Source organism: Pseudomonas sp. NPDC087185, from assembly GCF_044744955.1.
GTDB lineage: Bacteria > Pseudomonadota > Gammaproteobacteria > Pseudomonadales > Pseudomonadaceae > Aquipseudomonas.
On record NZ_JBIUZK010000006.1, the window covers coordinates 14,747 to 35,252 of the forward strand.

Genomic DNA, 20,506 nt, shown 5'->3' on the forward strand with positions numbered 1-20,506 from the left:
CTCTTGGACTTCTACTCTATGGTCTGACCGGCCTATCCGTTAACATAGCCGGCTTTTCATCGCGGGAGTTCAGGCAGTATGGCGCAGCAGTATCAACCGGGGCAACGCTGGATCAGTGACAGCGAAGCGGAGCTCGGCCTGGGGACCATCCTGGCCCAGGATGGCCGCTTGCTGACCGTGCTCTACCCGGCCACTGGCGACACCCGCCAGTATTCCCTGCGCAATGCGCCGCTGACCCGCGTGCGCTTCTCGCCAGGCGACCAGATCACCCATTTCGAGGGGTGGAAGCTGACCGTGCGCGAGGTCGATGACATCGACGGTCTGATGGTCTACCACGGCCTGGATGGCCAGAACCAGCCACGCACCCTGCCGGAAACCCAGCTGTCGAACTTCATCCAGTTCCGCCTGGCCAGCGACCGCCTGTTCGCCGGGCAGATCGACCCGCTGTCCTGGTTCAGCCTGCGCTACAACACCCTGCACCACACCAGCAAGCAGGTCCAGTCGTCGCTGTGGGGCCTGGGGGGTTGCCGCGCGCAACCTATCGCCCACCAGCTGCACATCGCCCGCGAAGTGGCTGACCGCAGCGCGCCGCGGGTACTGCTGGCCGACGAAGTGGGCCTGGGCAAGACCATCGAGGCCGGCCTGGTGATTCACCGCCAGTTGCTGACCGGGCGCGCCAGCCGCGTGCTGATCCTGGTGCCGGAAAACCTCCAGCACCAGTGGCTGGTGGAAATGCGCCGGCGCTTCAATCTGCAGGTGGCGCTGTTCGACGCCGAGCGCTTCATCGAAAGCGATGCCAGCAACCCGTTCGAGGATGCCCAGCTGGCGCTGGTCGCCCTGGAATGGCTGGTCGATGACGAGAAGGCCCAGGACGCGCTGTTCGCCGCGGGTTGGGACCTGATGGTGGTCGACGAAGCCCACCACCTGGTCTGGCACGAAGACCAGGTGAGCGCCGAATACGGCCTGGTCGAGCAACTGGCCCAGGTTATCCCAGGCGTGCTGCTGCTCACCGCCACCCCCGAGCAGCTCGGCCAGGACAGCCACTTCGCCCGCCTGCGCCTGCTCGACCCCAACCGCTTCCACGACCTGGCCGCCTTCCGCGCCGAGAGCGAGAACTATCGCCCGGTGGCCGAAGCGGTGCAGGAACTGCTCGACGAAGGCCGCCTGTCACCCGCAGCCCACGCCACCATTCAGGGTTTCCTGGGTGCCGAAGGCGAAGCGCTGCTGGCAGCGGTCAGCGACGGCGACACCCAGGCCAGCGCGCGCCTGATTCGTGAGCTGCTCGACCGCCATGGCACCGGCCGCGTGCTGTTCCGTAACACCCGCGCGGCGATCCAGGGCTTCCCCGAGCGCCAGCTGCACCCCTACCCGCTGGCCCTGCCAGAGCAGTACCGCAACCTGCCGGCCGGCGAGCACGCCGAGCTGTACCCGGAAGTTGCCTTCCAGGCACAAGGCGAGGTCAGCGACGACGAGCGCTGGTGGCGTTTCGACCCGCGGGTCGACTGGCTGATCGACACCCTGAAGATGCTCAAGCGCACCAAGGTCCTGGTGATCTGCGCCCACGCCGAAACCGCCATGGACCTGGAAGACGCCCTGCGCGTGCGCTCGGGCATCCCGGCCTCGGTATTCCATGAGGGCATGAGCATCCTCGAGCGCGACCGCGCCGCGGCCTACTTCGCCGACGAGGAGTTCGGCGCCCAGGTGCTGATCTGCTCCGAGATCGGCAGCGAAGGCCGCAACTTCCAGTTCGCCCATCACCTGGTGATGTTCGACCTGCCAGCCCACCCCGACCTGCTCGAGCAGCGCATCGGCCGCCTCGACCGGATCGGCCAGAAGCACATCATCCAGCTGCACATCCCGTACTTGCAGGACGGCCCGCAAGAGCGCCTGTTCCAGTGGTACCACGAAGGCCTCAACGCCTTCCTCAATACCTGCCCGACCGGCAACGCCCTGCAGCACCAGTTCGGCCCACGCCTGCTGCCGATGCTCGAAGGCGGTGACAGCAAGGCCTGGGATGCCCTGGTAGACGAAGCCAAAGGCGAGCGCGAGCGCCTCGAAGCCGAGCTGCACAGCGGCCGCGACCGCCTGCTGGAGCTCAACTCCGGCGGTGCCGGCGAGGGTCAGGCGCTGGTCGAGGACATCCTCGAGCAAGACGACCAGTTCGCCCTGCCGATCTACATGGAAACCCTGTTCGACGCCTTTGGCATCGACAGTGAAGACCATTCGGAAAACGCCCTGATCCTCAAGCCGAGCGAGAAGATGCTCGACGCCAGCTTCCCGCTGGGCGATGACGAAGGCGTGACCATCACCTACGACCGTGCCCAGGCGCTGTCGCGCGAGGACATGCAGTTCCTCACCTGGGAACACCCGATGGTACAGGGCGGCATGGACCTGGTGCTGTCCGGTTCGATGGGCAACACCGCCGTCGCGCTGATCAAGAACAAGGCCCTAAAGCCCGGCACTGTGCTGCTCGAACTGCTGTTCGTCAGCGAGGTGGTGGCGCCACGCAGCCTGCAACTGGGCCGCTACCTGCCGCCGGCGGCGCTGCGCTGCCTGCTCGACACCAACGGCAACGACCTGGCCTCGCGGGTGGCCTTCGAAACGCTCAACGACCAGCTCGAAAGCGTGCCACGGGCCAGCGCCAACAAGTTCGTCCAGGCCCAGCGCGACGTGCTGGCCCAGCGCATCAGCGGCGGTGAGGCGAAGATCATGCCTACTCACGTCGAGCGTGTGGCCGAAGCGCAACGCCGCCTGGCCGCCGAGGCCGATGAAGAACTCGCGCGCCTGACCGCCCTCAAGGCCGTCAACCCAAGCGTGCGTGACAGCGAAATCGATGCCCTGCGCAAGCAGCGTGAAGATGGCCTGGCAATGCTGGACAAAGCAGCCCTGCGCCTGGAAGCGATCCGCGTTCTGGTCGCTGGCTAAGCGGCAAAAGCAGCACTCAAGGGAGGCCTCAGGGCCTCCCTTTTCATTTATACCCCGCCGCTATCACCCCGATAACCAAATCGTTGCAATCAAAGCGCCATTAGTCAGGAAGGTTTAAACACCCGTTTCTATACTGCTTTCTGAACAGTCTCCTCGGGGCTAGATCGGAGACGAGTGCGAACTCGACCATGGGGCAAGCAATGGAATGGCTGGGACTGCAACTGTTCTCTGAATTGCCGGCAAACGGGCGGATTGTCATCGACTGCCGTCATGAACCGCTGTTGATCCTGATCGCCTTCGCTGTGGCCAGCGCCGCCTGCTTCGCCACCCTCGACATGGCCGAGCGTCAGTCCCACAGCGAACACCCCGCCGCACAACGGCAATGGCGCATGCTCGGTGCCTGCTGCCTGGCGGGTGGCATCTGGGCCATGCACTTTATCAGCATGCTGGCGTTCCAGGCCCCGGTGGAGATGCACTACGACGTCTCGCTGACCGGCCTGTCGCTGCTGATTGCCCTGGTCGTGGCCTGGATGGCGATGACCAGCCTCGATCGCGAGCGGATGGCCCCGCAGCATTACCTGCAAAGCGCCCTGCTGATCGGTGTGGGCATCGTACTCATGCATTTTGTCGGCATGGCAGCGCTGCAGACCGGTGCTCAGCAGTACTACCAGACCGGCTTGTTGCTGGCCAGCGCAGCCATCGCCCTGCTGACCAGCCTGGCCGCCCTGCTGTTGGCCCGCTACTTCCGCAACGGCAGTGGCACCTTGCATCAAGCCATGAAGTACGGCGCCAGCCTGCTGATGGCCAGCGGAATCGTCGCCACCCACTTCACCGCCATGGCGGCCATGACCCTGGTGATCCCAGCCGACACGGCACTGCGCCTACCGTCGGGCGACAACAGCCTGCAACTGGGCCTGACCGTCGCCTTCATCACGCTGCTGATCAGCGGCAGCAGCATCAGTGCCGCCCTGGCCGACAAGAAACTGCAGAGCAAAGAAGACGACCTGCGCCGCTATGGCGTACTGCTGAGCCAACTCGACCAGGCCCGCGCTTCGCTGCAGCAGGCAGCCCACTACGACGCCCTGACCAACCTGGTCAACCGCCGCGGTTTCAATCAGGTATTCGCCGAACGCCTTGCCGAGCAGGATGCCGGCGAACACCGGCTGGCCGTGATGTTCCTCGACATCGACCACTTCAAGCGCATCAACGACAGCCTGGGCCATGACGCCGGGGACGAACTGCTCAAGGTGATCGCCAGCCATATCAAGGCCGCCACCCGCAGCCAGGACCTGGTGGCGCGCTTTGGCGGCGACGAATTCTGCGTGGTCACCAGCCTCAACGGCCCCGACGAAGCGCGCCACCTGGCCCAGCGCATCATGCAGCGGATGAAAGACCCGATCGACCTGGGCGGCCGGCGCATGGTCATGACCACCAGCATCGGCATCAGCATCTACCCCGACGACGGCCTTACCGCTGAAGAATTACTCAAGCACGCCGACCTGGCCCTGTACCAGTCCAAGGGCAGCGGGCGCAACAGCCTGCATTTTTTCAATAGCAGCCTGAAAAGCCGCGCCACGCTCGAACTGCAACTGGAAGAAGAACTGCGCATCGCCCTGCTGGAGGAGCGCGGGCTGCGTGTGCATTACCAGCCGATCTTCGACCTGCACAGTGGCCAGGTGGCCAAGCTCGAGGCGCTGGTACGCTGGCAGCACCCGCAACATGGCCTGCTGAGCCCCGACCGCTTCATCGGCATCGCCGAAGCCAATGGCCTGATCGTCGACCTCGACCTGTGGGTGCTGCGCCATGCCTGCGAAGACATGGCGCAGTTGCATCGCAACGGCTTTGCCAGCCTTATGCTCACGGTCAATTGCTCAGCGGTGACGCTGGGCCATGAGGAGCTGCCCAACGAGGTGGAAATGGCCTTGCTGCAGGCTGGCCTGGCGCCCCGGCACCTGGAACTGGAAGTCACCGAGAACGCCCTGATGGGTGACATCCAGCGTACCGTCAGCCTGCTCAAGCGCATTCGCAGCCAGGGGGTCAGCCTGTCGATCGACGACTTCGGCACCGGTTATTCGTCGCTGGCCTACCTCAAGCGCCTGCCGCTGGATGTGCTGAAAATCGACCGCAGTTTCCTGCAGGACGTGCCGGCCAGCCTGAAAGACCGCGAAATCGTTCAGGCGATTATCGCCATGGCCCACACCCTGCACCTGCAGGTGGTCAGCGAAGGGGTCGAAACCGTCGAGCAGCACGAGTTCCTGGCCGCCAACGGCTGTGACTACCTGCAGGGCTACCTGCTCAGCCGCCCGGTACCGCTGACGGAACTGCGGCCGATCCTCGACCGTCTCGACCGCCAGGAAGCCGCGTTCAGCGCTTGTTGCGATACAGCTCTACCAGGGTCGCCGGATCTTTTTGCAGATAGCCCTGGCTACCGTGCAGGCGCATCAGTTGCGCGGCGAGGCCACTGAGCGGCGTCGCGGTGCCCTGCTCGCGGGAGAACTTGACCGCCCCGTCGAGGTCCTTGAGCAGCGTGCGAACATGCCATTTGATCGGTTCAAAACGGCTTTCAGCCATCTGTGGAGCGAGGATTTGCAACGGCTTGGAATCGGCAAAGCCGCCAGCCAAGGCTTCGGCAATCAGTGTCGCGTCGACCCCTGACTGCTCGGCCAATGCCACCACTTCGGCAATCACCAGGGCATTGCAGGCGACGATCATCTGGTTGCAGGCCTTGGTCACCTGCCCCGCCCCCACACCGCCCATGTGCGTCACACGCTGGCCCAGGGTGAGCAACACCGGGCGCGCACGCTGCAAGTCGGCAGCCTCACCGCCGACCATGATCGCCAGGGTGCCAGCCTCGGCACCCGGCGTGCCACCGGACACGGGCGCATCCAGCCAGGCCATGCCACACAGGGCAGCCAATTCGGCGGCCATCTCGCGGGTGGCGGGCGGCTCCAGGCTGGAGAAGTCGATCAGCAACTGGCCGCTGCGGCCACCCAAGGCGATGCCTTGCTCACCGAACACGACTTCGCGCACGACCGCCGTATCGGCCAGGCACAGCAACACCAGGTCGCTGTCGCGGCACAACTCGGCCGGGCTTGCCGCCAGCCGCGCCCCGGCGGCGACCAGCTCGGCGCACTTTTCCGGGCTGCGGTTCCACACCGTCAGTGGGTAACCCGCCGCCAGCAGGCGGCGACACATCGGCAGCCCCATCAGGCCGATCCCGGCGAACCCAAGCGAAGGTAGTGCAGTGCTCATCAACGACTCCTGGCTAATTCGATATCTATCCGGGCCCTGCCTCAGGCCCCATTACGCATCCCGTAAATTGTTACCGCCACGCCGAATTGTTACCGACCTCTACCCCACCCTGAGCGCCACCAAGCACCATAATGGGGCAGCTGCGCATTTTTGCGCACCAAAAGCAATCAAGCCGGTTGCTCGCCTTTTACCTGAATGACGATGAACGGCGAAACCACCACTGCCCAGATCTCTGGAGCGCGGGTTTGCATGTCGAGCGCCTGCTCGGCGGAGACCGCGCCAACAGTGCCATCACTACGCCACTTGGCGAAGATCTCGCTGCGATTCTCGGCCATAGCCGCGGCAACCTCGATCAGATCAAGGCCAGGGTCGACCCAAATCAGGTCACCCTTGGCCCAGAAACGCTCCAACGCCTTCCACTCGATAATTGCCGTCTCGCCAAGCAATTTGGCATAGAGGGTGCTTGTTTGATCAGTCATGGGTTTGTACCCGTAAAAATCGGCCAATAAAAAGGCCGGCATTTTTGCAGAAAAACCCGGTTTCAAATACGTAATTTGGTCGATTGGCCCAGAACTTGTGGGGTAGGGCCGAAGGTGCAGGCAATTTGATGGCGCTATTCTGTATCTTTATGTCGATCATGCGACAACCCTCGAAATAGGCGCTTTTAGCCCGCTTTTCAAGCGCTCGGGCAGCGCTCTACACTGTACCGGTACAGTTCCGGGACATGTTCCGGGGGAAGGTGGGCATGCAGTATGGCGTGGCCATACCGCAAATCCCGCCCGGTCTGTAGCCCTGGCCGCCAGGACTATAAGAATTACAACAGAATGAGTGGAGCACTATGATCAAGATTTCCAAGCTGTTCGCCGCAATGGTTCTGGCCGGGGTAGCCAGCCATTCGTTTGCCGCCGATACCATCAAGATCGGCATCGCCGGTCCGAAGACGGGCCCTGTGACCCAGTACGGCGACATGCAGTTCATCGGCGCCAAACAAGCCATCAAGGACATCAACGCCAAGGGCGGCGTCGATGGCAAGATGCTTGAAGCCAAGGAATACGACGACGCGTGCGACCCTAAACAGGCCGTGGCAGTCGCCAACAAAGTGGTCAACGACGGCGTCAAGTTCGTCATCGGCCACCTGTGCTCCAGCTCCACCCAGCCTGCGTCCGACATCTACGAAGACGAAGGCGTGATCATGATCACCCCCGCCGCCACCAGCCCGGAAATCACCGCCCGTGGCTACAAGCTGATCTTCCGCACCATTGGCCTGGACAGCGCCCAGGGCCCGGCGGCCGGCAACTACATCGCCGACCACGTCAAGCCGAAGGTCGTCGCGGTGCTGCACGACAAGCAGCAGTATGGTGAAGGCATCGCCACTGCGGTCAAGCAGACCCTCGAGAAGAAAGGCACCAAGGTCGCCGTCTTCGAAGGCCTGAACGCCGGTGACAAAGACTTCTCCTCGATCATCCAGAAGCTCAAGCAGAACAACGTCGACTTCGTCTATTACGGCGGCTACCACCCAGAGCTGGGCCTGATCCTGCGTCAGGCTCAGGAAAAAGGCCTGAAAGCCAAGTTCATGGGCCCGGAAGGCGTCGGCAACGACTCCATCTCGCAGATCGCCCAGAACGCCTCCGAAGGCCTGCTGGTCACCCTGCCGAAGTCGTTCGACGCCGACCCGGAAAACAAGGCCATCGTCGACGCCATCAAGGCTGACGGCAAAGACCCGAGCGGCCCGTTCGTGTTCCCGGCCTACTCGGCTGTCGAACTGATCGCCAAAGGCATCGAAGCCGCCAAGTCCGAAGACACCGACAAGGTGGCAGCCGCCATCCACGCCGGTTCCTTCAAGACCCCGACCGGCACCCTGTCGTATGACGAAAAAGGCGACCTGAAAGACTTCAAGTTCGTGGTCTACGAATGGCACTTCGGCAAGCCGAAGACCGAAGTCTCCCCTCAGTAACTGCGTGACTAAATAGCTGACCGTAAAAGCCCACTGTGCGAGCAGTGGGCTTTGTTTTACGAGGTTCATGGGCCTGATCCCCGCGATCCGGGGGCCGGTCCACCTGAAAATCTTAAAACCGTCACCCGCGGTTTCCTGGCCTACCCCCGCCAGCGAAATGCAAATCAGGTTTTTAGGAGCGCTGTAATGCCTGAGATCTACCATTTCTTCCAACAACTGGTTAATGGATTGACCATCGGCAGCACCTACGCCTTGATCGCCATCGGCTACACCATGGTGTACGGCATCATTGGCATGATCAACTTCGCCCACGGCGAGGTGTACATGATCGGTTCCTACGTGGCCTTCATCGCCCTCGCGGGCCTGGCCATGATGGGTATTCATTCGCTGCCGATCCTGATGACCGTTGCCTTCGTCGCGACGATCTTCGTCACCAGTGCCTATGGCTACAGCATCGAACGGGTTGCCTACCGCCCCTTGCGCAACAGCAACCGCCTGATCCCGCTGATTTCCGCCATTGGCATGTCGATTTTCCTGCAGAACACTGTGCTGCTGTCGCAGGACTCCAAGGACAAATCCATCCCCAACCTGATCCCCGGGAGCTTCTCCTTCGGGCCAGGCGGTGCCGAGGAGGTACTGATCAGCTACATGCAGGTCCTGGTCTTCGTGGTCACCCTGGTGGCCATGACCCTGCTCACCCTGTTCATCTCCCGTTCCCGTCTGGGGCGCGCCTGCCGCGCCTGCGCCGAGGACATCAAGATGGCCAACCTGCTGGGCATCAACACCAACAACATCATCGCCCTGACCTTCGTCATCGGCGCCGCCTTGGCGGCCGTGGCGGCCGTGCTGCTGAGCATGCAGTACGGCGTGATCAACCCCAACGCCGGTTTCCTGGTGGGCCTGAAGGCCTTCACCGCGGCGGTACTGGGCGGCATCGGCAGCATCCCGGGCGCCATGCTCGGCGGGCTGGTGCTGGGCGTAGCCGAAGCCTTTGGCGCCGACATCTTCGGCGACCAGTACAAGGACGTGGTGGCATTCGGCTTGTTGGTTCTTGTCCTGCTATTCCGGCCGACCGGCATCCTGGGCCGCCCGGAGGTTGAAAAAGTATGAACAAAAATCTCAAACAGGCGTTCTTCAGCGCCTTGCTGGTCTGGGCCGTGGCCTTCCCGGTGCTGGGCCTGAAACTGAGCATCGACGGCATCAGCCTGGCGGTGCACAGCCAGGGTTCGTTCACCCTCAGCATCATCGCCGTGTGCTCGGTACTGATGTTCCTGCGCGTGCTGTTCGACAAGCAGTGGAGTTCGGTGATGGGCCGCCGCTCGGACCGCAAGCTGATCCCGCCGGCGGTCAGCAACTACCTGACCCTGCCCAAGACCCAGCGCTACGTGATCATCGGCCTGATCGTCGCCGCCCTGGTATGGCCGTTCTTCGGTTCACGCGGTGCGGTCGACATCGCCACGCTGATCCTGATCTACGTGCTGCTGGGCCTGGGCCTGAACATCGTGGTGGGCCTGGCGGGCCTGCTCGACCTGGGTTATGTCGGTTTCTACGCCGTCGGCGCCTACAGCTACGCCATGCTCTCGCACTACCTGGGCTGGAGCTTCTGGGTGTGCCTGCCGATTGCCGGCCTGATGGCCGCCACCTTCGGCTTCCTGCTCGGCTTCCCGGTGCTGCGCCTGCGCGGTGACTACCTGGCGATCGTGACCCTCGGTTTCGGCGAGATCATCCGCCTGTTCCTGCGTAACCTCACCGACTGGACCGGCGGCCCCAACGGCATTAGCAACATCCCCAAGCCTGAGTTCTTCGGCCTGACCTTCGAGCGCCGCGCGGCCGAGGGGATGCAGACCTTCCATGAGTTCTTCGGGCTGCAATACAACTCGATCAACAAGGTCATCTTCCTCTACCTGGTAGCCCTGTTGCTGGCCCTGCTGGCGCTGTTCGTCATCAACCGCCTGCTACGCATGCCGATCGGCCGTGCCTGGGAAGCGTTGCGCGAAGACGAGATCGCCTGCCGTGCGCTGGGCTTGAACCCGACCATCATCAAACTCTCGGCCTTCACCCTCGGTGCCTGCTTCGCCGGTTTCGCCGGCAGCTTCTTCGCCGCGCGCCAGGGCCTGGTCACACCGGAGTCGTTCACCTTCATCGAGTCGGCGATCATCCTCGCCATCGTCGTGCTGGGCGGCATGGGCTCACAACTGGGCGTGATTCTCGCGGCCATCGTGATGATCCTGCTGCCCGAGCTGATGCGTGAGTTCAGCGAATACCGGATGCTGATGTTCGGTGCGCTGATGGTGTTGATGATGATCTGGCGTCCGCAAGGCTTGCTGCCTATGCAACGTCCACACATGGAGCTGCATCGATGAGCCGTGAAATTCTGCAAGTCAGCGGCCTGAGCATGCGCTTCGGCGGCTTGTTGGCGGTCAACGGCGTGGCCCTGACCGTCAAGGAAAAACAGGTAGTCGCGCTGATCGGCCCGAACGGCGCCGGCAAGACCACCGTGTTCAATTGCCTGACCGGCTTCTACAAGCCCAGCGGTGGCACCATCCTGCTCGACGGCCAGCCGATCCAGGGCCTGGCCGGCCACCAGATCGCCCGCAAGGGCGTGGTGCGGACCTTCCAGAACGTGCGCCTGTTCAAGGAAATGACCGCGCTGGAAAACCTGCTGATCGCCCAGCACCGCCACCTCAACACCAACTTCTTCGCCGGCCTGTTCAAGACCCCGAGCTTCCGCCGCAGCGAGAAGGAGGCCATGGAGCGTGCCCAGTACTGGCTGGAGAAGGTCAACCTGACCGAGTTCGCCAACCGCACCGCCGGCACCCTCGCCTACGGCCAGCAACGCCGCCTGGAAATCGCCCGCTGCATGATGACCCAGCCACGGATCATCATGCTCGACGAACCGGCCGCGGGCCTGAACCCTAAGGAAACCGAGGACCTCAAGGCACTGATCGCCTACCTGCGCGAGTCGCACAACGTCACCGTGCTGCTGATCGAGCATGACATGAAGCTGGTGATGAGCATTTCCGACCACATCGTCGTCATCAACCAGGGCACGCCCCTGGCCAATGGCACGCCGGAGGAGATCCGCGACAACCCTGATGTGATCAAAGCCTACCTGGGGGAAGCGTAAATGCTGAAGTTCGAAAACGTTTCCACCTTCTACGGCAAGATCCAGGCGCTGCACAGCGTCAACGTCGAGATCAACCAGGGCGAGATCGTCACCCTGATTGGGGCCAACGGTGCTGGCAAGTCGACCTTGCTGATGACCCTGTGCGGCTCGCCGCAGGCGCACAGCGGCAGCATCAAGTACCTGGGTGAAGAACTGGTCGGCCAGCCGTCCTCGCACATCATGCGCAAGAGCATCGCGGTGGTCCCGGAAGGGCGCCGCGTGTTCGCCCGCCTGACCGTGGAGGAAAACCTCGCCATGGGTGGTTTCTTCACCGACAAGGGCGATTACCAGGAGCAGTTGGACAAGGTTCTGCAACTGTTCCCGCGCCTGAAGGAACGCTACATCCAGCGCGGCGGCACCATGTCCGGCGGCGAACAGCAGATGCTGGCCATCGGCCGGGCGCTAATGAGCAAACCCAAGCTGCTGCTGCTCGATGAGCCGTCGCTGGGCTTGGCGCCGATCATCATCCAGCAGATCTTCGACATCATCGAACAGCTGCGCCGCGATGGCGTGACGGTGTTCCTGGTGGAGCAGAACGCCAACCAGGCGCTGAAAGTCGCCGACCGGGCTTACGTGCTGGAAAACGGCCGGGTGGTGATGCAGGGCACCGGTGAAGCACTGCTGACCGATCCGAAAGTGCGTGACGCCTACTTGGGCGGGTGATTGGGAAAGGGCCTTCGGGCCCTTTTTTCTGCCTGTCACAAAGAGGCCGGCATGGGCAATCGAGGGCTTGTGATCCCCACCCAGCCTGAGTACCGTGGCCAGTTCTTTCGCACGTTTCGGAGCCCGCCCCATGCGCCTCACCCCTTCCCTGCTGCTCACCGCCCTGCTGCCCCTGTTCGCCGGTTGCCAGCTCATGGCAGATAAGCCAAGCGACCCGAACATCGGCACCACGCGCATGCAGGGCGAACTGAGCGCGGCCGGCGGCCAATTGTTGTTCAAGCCGTGCAGCGAACCCCGTCGCTTCGTGATCAAGGACGTCGCCGCCACCGGCATCCTGCAGGAAGCCGCCAACCTGGCCGACGACGCCAACGACAAGCTGTTCGCCGACGTGCGCGGCCGCCTCACCGGTAGCAAACAGGCGAACAACGACGGTCAGCTGGATGTGAGCCGCCTGTACCGCCTGGAGCCGTCCACCCGTGCCTGCGAAGATCCCAACTTCAAACAACTGACGTTGCGCGCCGGTGGCCATGAGCCAGAGTGGGACATCAAGGCCAGCGGCAAGGGTATGGTGCTCAACCGTGTTGGCAAGGACCCGCTGCCGCTGCCCTTTCTTGAGGAGGAAGTACCCGGCGGCGGCCTGACCCTCACCAGCGAAGCCAACGGCCAGCACGTGGAGCTGTGGGTCGCCCCGCAACGTTGCATCGACGGCGCCAGCGGCGCCGTGCGCCACCTGCGCGCCGAGCTGCGCATCGATGGCCAGACCCTGCAGGGCTGCGGCTACTACGGCGGTGCACGCGACAACTGATCACCGGGCGCTTTTCTCCTGCCAGTCAGGGCAGCGAACAGCTTATACTTGGCGGTTTGAGTAAAGCCGCCGGCCGCCCAAGGCCGGGATACTGGACCCTGCCATGCTACGAATCACCGAACTGAAGCTGCCCCTGGACCATCCCGACGAAGCGCTGCGCGAGGCCATCGTGCAGCGCTTGGGCATCCGCGACGAGCAACTGCTCAGTTTCAATCTGTTCAAGCGCAGCTACGATGCGCGCAAGAAGAACAGCGAGCTGCTGTTCATCTACACCATCGACCTCGAAGCCAGCAACGAAGCCGAGCTGTTCGACAAATTCGCTGACGATCACAACATCACCGTCGCGCCGGATGTTACCTACAAGTATGTCGGGCAAGCCCCGGCCGACCTGCAGGCGCGCCCGATCGTGGTCGGATTCGGCCCTTGCGGCATTTTTGCCGGCCTGTTGCTGGCACAGATGGGCTTCAAACCGATCATCCTCGAGCGTGGCAAGGAAGTCCGCCAGCGCACCAAGGATACCTGGGGCCTGTGGCGCAAGAGCGTGCTCAACCCCGAGTCCAACGTGCAGTTCGGCGAAGGCGGCGCCGGCACGTTCTCCGATGGCAAGCTGTACAGCCAGATCAAGGACCCTCTTCACCATGGCCGCAAGGTGCTGGAAGAGTTCGTCAAGGCCGGCGCGCCGGACGAAATCCTGTACATCAACAAGCCGCACATCGGTACCTTCCGCCTGACCGGCATGGTCGAGCAGATGCGCCAGGAGATCATCGCCCTGGGTGGCGAAGTGCGCTTCGAGCAGAAGGTCACCGACCTGTTGCTAGACGATGGCCAACTGAGTGGTGTGGTGCTGGAGAGCGGCGAGCAGCTGCAGTCGCGCCACGTGGTACTGGCGCTCGGTCACAGTGCCCGTGACACCTTCCGCATGCTGCACGCCAAGGGCGTGTTCATGGAAGCCAAGCCGTTTTCGGTCGGCTTCCGTATCGAGCACCCGCAAACCTTGATCGACAAGGCGCGCCTGGGCAAGTACGCCGGCCACCCGAAGCTCGGCGCCGCCGACTACAAGCTGGTGTATCACGCCAAAAACGGCCGCTCGGTGTACAGCTTCTGCATGTGCCCGGGCGGCACCGTGGTGGCCGCTACCAGCGAGCCTGGCCGCGTGGTGACCAACGGCATGAGCCAGTATTCGCGTAACGAGCGCAATGCCAACTCCGGCATCGTCGTCGGCATCGACCCTGAGCGCGACTACCCAGGCGGCCCACTGGCGGGCATCGCGCTGCAGGAGCGCCTGGAAGCGCACGCCTATGTGATGGGTGGCAGCAACTACCAGGCACCTGCGCAGCTGGTAGGTGATTTTGTGGCCGGTAAACCCTCTACCGCCTTGGGCAGCGTAGAGCCGTCGTACAAGCCGGGCGTCACCCTGGGTGACCTGGCGCCGAGCCTACCGGACTTCGCCATCGAGGCGATCCGCGAAGCGTTGCCAGCCTTCGATCGGCAGATCAAGGGCTACAACCTGCATGATGCAGTGCTGACCGGAATCGAGACGCGCACCTCTTCGCCGCTGCGCATCACCCGTGGCGCCGATTACCAGAGCCTGAACGTGAAGGGCCTGTTCCCTGCCGGCGAAGGCGCAGGCTATGCCGGTGGCATTCTTTCGGCGGGCGTGGATGGCATTCGCATCGCCGAAGCGGTCGCGCGGGATATGCTCGGGCTGTAAGCCGGCTCAGAATTAACAAAACCCCGAACTGGCGAGGCCGGTTCGGGGTTTTGTTTTATTGCGCCACGATCAGTGTGTGACGCGGCTGGTGCCATCGACGGTCATGATGCGCACGCGCTCACCGACGCGGAAGATTTCGTTCTCTTGCACAGCCTGCACATAGGCGCGCATGCTGCCATCGTCCTCACGCACGGTGATCTCGACACCCTGGGTGCGGGTGATCCCTTCCTCGGCAGCAGAGCCTGCCAGGCCGCCGGCCACAGCGCCGATCACGGCTGCCACGATGCTCCCACGGCCGCCACCAATGGCACTGCCGGCAACACCACCGACAATCGCGCCCGCACCACCGCCGATAGGCGTCTTGGTGCCTTCGATCTTGACCGGGCGCAGGGATTCGATAGTACCCATGCGCACGGTCTGCACGCGACGGGCTTCATCACGGGAGTAGCTGTCGCCGGTCAGGCTTGAAGCACAGCCGCCCAACAACAACGACACGGTGGTAAAGGTCGCCACCAGCAAAGCGGATTTACGCATGGGTAATGTCTCCATAGGTCAGGTGTCCATTAGACGCTGCACCTCGACGGCTGTCACGGTACCGGGCAATAAATAATAGTTACGTTCAGCGACGGTACAGTCTCCGAGCCAGGCTTGGAGACTTAGACAGAGGATAGTCAGGGATTACTGCATTGGCGTGCAGACAGCCGTCATGGGGCTGCGGGGCAGCCCCTGAAGTTCAGGGCGCCAGCCGTTCGCGTGCCCATTGCCCATCGACCAGCCGATAGTTGAGACGGTCATGCAGCCGGCTTGCCCGCCCCTGCCAGAACTCGATGCGTTCAGGCAGCAGGCGGTAACCGCCCCAATGGTCCGGGCAGTGCGGCTGGCTGTCGGAGAAGCGTGCCTCGGTGGCCTTGACCAGGCCTTCCAGCTCTTCGCGGCCGGCAATCACTCGGCTCTGCGGTGACGCCCAGGCGCCCAGGCGACTGCCCAGCGGACGCACCTGGTAGTAGTCATCAGACTCCTTGGCCGTGACCTTTTCCACCCGCCCTTCGATCCGCACCTGGCGCTCCAGCGCCGGCCAGAAGAAGGTCATGGCAGCGTAAGGGTTCAGCTGAAGTTGCTGGCCCTTGGCGCTGTCGTAGTTGGTGAAGAAGGTGAAACCACGGTCGTCGAGCCCCTTGAGCAGCAACACACGGCAATGCGGGCGGCCCTCGCCATCGACCGTGGCGAGAGTCAAGGCGTTGGCCTCCACCGGTGGCTGCTCGGTCTTCACCGCATCGGCGAACCACTGGTGAAACAGGGCGAACGGCTCACCCGGTGCCTGCGCTTCAGCCAGGCCATCACGGGTATAGTCGCGGCGCATATCGGCCAGGGATTGGGTCATGGCTGCGTTTCCTTGACGATCAGTTGGTCTTCGCAGGGCTGTTGGCGGCTACTTTCTTGTCTGCGGTAGCCTTTTTGGCGGCGGGCTTGGCCGGCGCGGCTTTCTTCTTGGCAGCGGTCTTGGCCGGTGCCTTGGCCTTGGCGGCTGGTTTTTTCGCAGCCGGTTTGGCGGCGGCCTTAGCCACTGGCTTGCTTTCGGCAGCCTTGGCGGCAGCGGCCTTGGCGTCCTGCACGGCGACCATCGACGCCGCGGTCGGCGCCGGGGCAGCCTTCTGGTACTTGGCCATCAGCGCCAACATGGTGTTCTGCGGGGTCAGCAGCATTTCCACGCGACGGTTCAGGGAGCGGCCCTCGGCGCTGTCGTTGGCAGCACGCGGCATTTCCGAGCCCATGCCCTTGAGCGACAGGCGGTCACGCTGCAGGCCACTCAGGCGGAAGATCGCCGATACCGAGGCAGCGCGCTCCAGGCTGAGCTTCTGGTTGGCGGCGGCAGCACCGCTGGTGTCGGCATGGCCCAGTACCAGCACGGCAGTCTTGGTGTCGCCCTCGACCGCCTTGGCCACGCGGGTGATCGGGCCGAGCGTCATCGGCAGCAGCATGTTCGGGCGGTCCGGGTTGTAGGAGCTGTCAGCCGGAATGGTCACCACCAGCACGTTGTCACGGCGCTCGAGCTCCAGCTTGCTGTCCTTGATCGCTTCACGCAGCTTCGGCTCGTACTGGTCCAGCCAGGCCTGGGTGGCTTTTTCGTCGATTTTTGGCACCACCGGGCCCTTGGCCTGCTTGTCGTCACCGCCGAATGGCCACCACCAGCGACTGGCGCTTTCGGACTTGGCGTCGGCCTTGGCGACTTTTTCGGTGACGGCCTGCTTCACTTCCTGCTCGGCAACCTTGTCCGAACCAAACGGCCACCAGCTGCTGCTGCCGCCCTTCGCAGCGTCTTGAGAATGGCTGGCGCAACCGGTCACGGCGGTCAGGCACAGGGCCAGAGCTAAGGTTTTATGTGAAGACATCAGCGATACACCATGAAATTGAAAGAAATTTTGCCAACACACGTGAGGCGTTGGCATTGAGGATAGTCAAAGGGGTTGCGCAATACCCGCATTACCCGATCAAAGGCAAGTGCCAAGCACACGCACCAACTGTTGGGCCCTTGGGTCCATGAGCACGTAGGGGCCGAGGGTATTGACCACGAAACCGAAGGCCACGTCGTGCTCAGGGTCGGCAAAACCGACTGAACCGCCCGCCCCGGGGTGGCCGAAGGCCCGTGCGCCGAGGCCAAAGGTGGCGTTGGCCACGCTGGGCTGGTCAAGCATGCAGCCCAGGCCGAAACGGGTTTGGGTCAACAGGGTGCGATCCTGGCCAAGGCTGTGCTCGCGCGTCAATTCGTCGAGCAGTTCGGATTCGAGCAGGCTGCCATCGAGCAGGCCGGCGTAGAACCCCGCCAGGCTGCGGGCATTGCCGTGGCCGTTGGCTGCCGGCTGCTGCATGCGACGCCACTCGGGCTTGTTGGTGCTGGTGAGGATCGCCGGCGGGTTGGTGAATGCACGGGTCGACAATGCCTGCGGTTCACGCAGGGTCACCTGAAGCAGGCGCTGGGCTGCAGCATCGCCGGTGTTGCCTTTGCCGCGGGCAATATGCGCCACGCGATCAAACTCTTCGTCAGCCAGGCCGACATGAAAGTCCAGCCCCAATGGCCGTGCAGTGCGCGCGACGATCGACTCGCCCGGGCCACGGCCATCGACGCGGCGGATCAGTTCGCCAATCAGCCAGCCATAGGTGATGGCGGCATAGCCATGCTCGGCGCCGGGTGTCCACCAGGGCGTCTCGGCGGCCAGGGCATCGACCATGGTTTGCCAGTCATACAGGGCTTCTGCGGGCAGCAGTTCGCGGATGGCAGGCAGCCCGGCACGGTGGCTGAGCAGTTGGCGCAAGGTGATGCTGTCTTTACCCGCCTGGGCAAACTCGGGCCAGTAGCGCGCCACCGGGGCATCCAGTGCCAACTTGCCCTCGCCCACCAGTTGCAGCGCGGTAACCGCAGTGAAGGTCTTGGTGCAGGAAAACAGGTTGGCGATGGTGTCACTGTGCCAGGCCTGCTTGCCGTCCTTGTCGGCACTGCCTGCCCACAGGTCGATCACGGTCTCGCCACCGACCTGGATGCACAGCGCCCCGCCACGCTCCTGGGGATCATCGAACAATGCCGCGAACGCTTCGCGCACCGCCTCGAACTTCAGCTCATAGTGACCCTGGATCTGCACCCGCTGTACTCCGTACGACCTTGTCGAAAAAGGCGTGCATTGTTTCAGTAGTTGGCGGTTTTGCCTACTGGGCAAGGCCGGATGGTCGTAGGGAAACAGTCCTGTTTCACGGTGCTTCTTTCCCTGTGGGGCCCGGTTTAGACAACACCTTCTGCATCGGGGCATTCAACTGACCAACGGCCTGCAGGTTGCTCTTGCGCACTGCGTCGACAAACCCCGGGTACGGCCTATCGGTGATCGCCACCAGGCCCAGGTGCCCGTTCTCGCCATCCAGCAGGCGCCCACTGGCCGGTTGGTCGAGGTACTGGAACCAATGCGCACCCACGATCATCGGTTGCGCCAGGGCGGCCTTGAGGAAGTTGCCGTAGGCAGGCCCGCGTTCTTCTTCACGCGCCACCTCCACAGGCCCTGGCCAGAACGGCCCGCGGTCCCGCGAGCCAAACTGGAATTCGGACACCAGCACCGGTTTGTCCAACTCCGCCAGTCGGGCGAAGTCGTAACCGTCTTCGGGCTTGAGGGTATAGAAGTTGAAGCTCAGCACATCGCAGAACTCGGCGCAGGCCTTGACCGCTTCTGGGGTGCTCACGGCAAAGCGACCGCCCAGCAGCAGATGATTGGGCGCATGCCATTTCAGCGAATCGGCGATGGTCTTGAAGTAGGTTTCGGCGAACACTTGCTGGAAGTACTGGTAATCGCGCTCGATCTCCGGGTGCTCGGGGCTCGGCAACGGCGCCTCGAAGCCTGGGTCTTCCATCAACTCCCAGGCCTGCAGGTCGATACCCCAGGCCTTGGACAGCCCCTCCTGGTTACGGTACTTGTCGCGCAGTTGCTTGAGGAAGGCGCGCTTGGCCGGCACATCGGTGGTCAGGCGCAGGGTGCCGTAGGCCAGCCCGTAACGGGCCTTGGGGTCATTGCCGGGGGCCGCCCAGGCCAGCTCGTTGTCGGCGAAATAGCCGATCAGCCAGGGGTCGTCCCGGTGATCGCGCGCGGCGATGGCCACGGCGCGTTCGGTGGCCATTGCGAAACGGGGGTCGAACGGATCGGGCATACGCCCCCACCAGTCCATGCCGGTGCTGATGCTTGCATAGTCGCCGACGATCGACAGCGGTAGCGTGTACGGCATGCGTTTGGCTTGTGCCAGGTCAGGGTCGCTCCAGTTGCCGAGGGTGTTGAATCCCCAGGCCTGCAGACGGTCGAGTGTATGGGCCTGCCAACGGTCGGCATCCAGCACCTGCGGCGGGCAGCCAGGAGCAGGCTGGCCCTCCACGGTGGCCGGGCACGGCTTGCCGTAAGTGCGCTGGATGTTGGCCGCGTAGAAGTCGAACCAACGTCCTTTCTTGAAGCTTCGCCCTTGCGAGGAAGCATTACCGTCGTCGTTGTTGCCCTCGCCGTAGAAGGCAGTGAGCGCGTCCCCCTCCCCCGGCAGCGCACTGAACATGCCTTCGCGACCGGCGATGTAGGTACGCCCCCCATCGGCAGCCACGGCATTGACGCCCAGGGAATAGAACGGGTGGCCCTCGGGTGTCACCAGATACCAACGGCCATCGCGCTTTTCTGTGCGGAAGAAGCCCTTGGCCTCGAACGCCGGGCCCGCCAGCAGGCCTCCATAGCTGTCCAGCTGCTGCTTCCCGCGCTCCGCGAGCCAAGCCTTGAGTTGTTGCTGTTCGCGGTTGTCGCCAGCCTTGAGCTGTTCATCGTTGACGATCTTTTCTGGCCAGCGGCCACGGCTGGACTGGCCGTAGCCGTCAATCAGCTGGTAATAGGCCGCCTTGTAGGCGAGGTCGTCGTCCTGGATACCGACCTTTTCGATCAGTACGTTCTGCGCCACCTTGGGGCTCGGAATGCTCAGGCTTACCGAAACCACCTGCTTGAGGTCGATCTCACCTGCGCTACTGGTCAACAGCACGCGCTGCCCTTCGTACACCCACGGCATCGGTGGGCCAGCACGCATGCCCTGGCTCAGCGGCGAGCTGGCCTTGAGCGGCACCATGACCGTCTGCGCAGGCCCTGCTGGCAAGTCGATGCGGCTGGTCAGGGTGCGCCCATCACTGCCTTGCACCGTGACATCGACGGTCAATGCCCAGTCCATGGCGCTTTGCAGGCGCAAGGTCAGGAACTGCCCGGCGGACCAGTCCCAGGCGCCAGTTTGCGGGCTCAGGCGCAGGGTCGGCCGCTCGACCGGGTTGAACACCACCCGCCTCAATACCTCGCCTTCGGTGGTCTGTTCGGCGTTGTACTGCGGCATGCCGGTGCCTTCGGTCGCGACATTGACGACCGAGGCGGGGCGCACGAAGCTGAACAGCGTCTGTTGCCCGGCAAGCAACGGCGTGCTGAGCAACAAGGTAAGAACAGTGGGCAAGGTGCGGCGGATCATAGGGCTCAGGCTCTCCTTCCA

At 63.4% G+C, this 20,506-nt stretch carries 16 protein-coding genes; 9 read left to right on the top strand and 7 right to left on the bottom strand.

The features are described from left to right. The first annotated feature begins 78 nt into the window (after positions 1-78). Both rapA and ACIPIJ_RS20275 read left to right on the top strand, forming a co-directional pair. A complete protein-coding gene (gene rapA / locus ACIPIJ_RS20270) occupies positions 79-2,925 on the top strand; it encodes an RNA polymerase-associated protein RapA (protein ID WP_401079888.1) in 2,847 nt (948 codons plus the stop codon). 200 nt (positions 2,926-3,125) lie between these two features. After that, positions 3,126-5,390 carry a putative bifunctional diguanylate cyclase/phosphodiesterase gene (locus ACIPIJ_RS20275; protein ID WP_401079889.1) on the top strand — a complete coding sequence of 755 codons (2,265 nt, stop codon included), beginning with the start codon at positions 3,126-3,128 and terminating at the stop codon, positions 5,388-5,390. Here ACIPIJ_RS20275 and ACIPIJ_RS20280 read toward each other — a convergent pair. Both ACIPIJ_RS20280 and ACIPIJ_RS20285 read right to left on the bottom strand, forming a co-directional pair. Then, positions 5,290-6,177, bottom strand: coding sequence for an NAD(P)-dependent oxidoreductase (locus ACIPIJ_RS20280; RefSeq protein WP_401079891.1), 888 nt, complete (start codon positions 6,175-6,177; stop codon positions 5,290-5,292). The genes ACIPIJ_RS20275 and ACIPIJ_RS20280 overlap by 101 nt on opposite strands. Before the next feature lie 167 nt (positions 6,178-6,344). Next, on the bottom strand, positions 6,345-6,656 hold the full coding sequence (locus tag ACIPIJ_RS20285) for a DUF2288 domain-containing protein (RefSeq protein WP_401079893.1): 312 nt from the start codon (positions 6,654-6,656) through the stop codon (positions 6,345-6,347). A 359-nt stretch (positions 6,657-7,015) separates the two neighbouring features. Between ACIPIJ_RS20285 and ACIPIJ_RS20290 the strand changes: the two genes are divergently transcribed. The 7 genes from ACIPIJ_RS20290 to ACIPIJ_RS20320 all read left to right on the top strand — a co-directional run bounded on the left by ACIPIJ_RS20290 (position 7,016) and on the right by ACIPIJ_RS20320 (position 14,476). Continuing rightward, positions 7,016-8,131: a branched-chain amino acid ABC transporter substrate-binding protein gene (locus ACIPIJ_RS20290; protein ID WP_103449448.1), complete on the top strand. Its 1,116-nt coding sequence runs from the start codon at positions 7,016-7,018 to the stop codon at positions 8,129-8,131. Between the two features lie 186 nt (positions 8,132-8,317). After that, entirely contained in the window at positions 8,318-9,241 is a 924-nt protein-coding gene (gene livH / locus ACIPIJ_RS20295; protein WP_003254876.1) for a high-affinity branched-chain amino acid ABC transporter permease LivH, read from the top strand. Further along, positions 9,238-10,494, top strand: coding sequence for a high-affinity branched-chain amino acid ABC transporter permease LivM (locus tag ACIPIJ_RS20300; protein WP_401079894.1), 1,257 nt, complete (start codon positions 9,238-9,240; stop codon positions 10,492-10,494). The genes livH and ACIPIJ_RS20300 overlap by 4 nt, the downstream gene beginning before the upstream one ends. Beyond that, positions 10,491-11,258 (top strand): high-affinity branched-chain amino acid ABC transporter ATP-binding protein LivG, encoded by a 768-nt coding sequence (gene livG / locus ACIPIJ_RS20305; protein WP_019473322.1) that lies wholly within the window; start codon positions 10,491-10,493, stop codon positions 11,256-11,258. Before ACIPIJ_RS20300 ends, livG begins: the two co-directional genes overlap by 4 nt. Then, complete coding sequence (locus ACIPIJ_RS20310) at positions 11,259-11,960, top strand: ABC transporter ATP-binding protein (protein WP_043203913.1); 702 nt, start codon at positions 11,259-11,261, stop codon at positions 11,958-11,960. A gap of 130 nt (positions 11,961-12,090) precedes the next feature. After that, positions 12,091-12,765 (top strand): COG3650 family protein, encoded by a 675-nt coding sequence (locus tag ACIPIJ_RS20315; RefSeq protein ID WP_401079897.1) that lies wholly within the window; start codon positions 12,091-12,093, stop codon positions 12,763-12,765. 103 nt (positions 12,766-12,868) lie between these two features. Beyond that, positions 12,869-14,476: an NAD(P)/FAD-dependent oxidoreductase gene (locus ACIPIJ_RS20320; RefSeq protein ID WP_401079898.1), complete on the top strand. Its 1,608-nt coding sequence runs from the start codon at positions 12,869-12,871 to the stop codon at positions 14,474-14,476. 69 nt (positions 14,477-14,545) lie between these two features. Here ACIPIJ_RS20320 and ACIPIJ_RS20325 read toward each other — a convergent pair whose 3' ends face one another. The 5 genes from ACIPIJ_RS20325 to ACIPIJ_RS20345 all read right to left on the bottom strand — a co-directional run bounded on the left by ACIPIJ_RS20325 (position 14,546) and on the right by ACIPIJ_RS20345 (position 20,485). Further along, the gene (locus tag ACIPIJ_RS20325; protein ID WP_401079900.1) at positions 14,546-15,010 is read right to left on the bottom strand and encodes a glycine zipper 2TM domain-containing protein; all 465 of its coding nucleotides are present in this window, start codon (positions 15,008-15,010) and stop codon (positions 14,546-14,548) included. Between the two features lie 199 nt (positions 15,011-15,209). Further along, positions 15,210-15,857 carry a pyridoxamine 5'-phosphate oxidase gene (pdxH, locus tag ACIPIJ_RS20330; protein WP_401079902.1) on the bottom strand — a complete coding sequence of 216 codons (648 nt, stop codon included), beginning with the start codon at positions 15,855-15,857 and terminating at the stop codon, positions 15,210-15,212. A 19-nt stretch (positions 15,858-15,876) separates the two neighbouring features. After that, positions 15,877-16,866 carry an OmpA family protein gene (locus ACIPIJ_RS20335; protein ID WP_401079904.1) on the bottom strand — a complete coding sequence of 330 codons (990 nt, stop codon included), beginning with the start codon at positions 16,864-16,866 and terminating at the stop codon, positions 15,877-15,879. A 99-nt stretch (positions 16,867-16,965) separates the two neighbouring features. After that, positions 16,966-18,111, bottom strand: coding sequence for a serine hydrolase domain-containing protein (locus ACIPIJ_RS20340; protein ID WP_401079905.1), 1,146 nt, complete (start codon positions 18,109-18,111; stop codon positions 16,966-16,968). Positions 18,112-18,217: 106 nt separating this feature from the next. After that, positions 18,218-20,485 carry a beta-galactosidase gene (locus tag ACIPIJ_RS20345; protein WP_401079906.1) on the bottom strand — a complete coding sequence of 756 codons (2,268 nt, stop codon included), beginning with the start codon at positions 20,483-20,485 and terminating at the stop codon, positions 18,218-18,220. Positions 20,486-20,506: the final 21 nt, after the last annotated feature.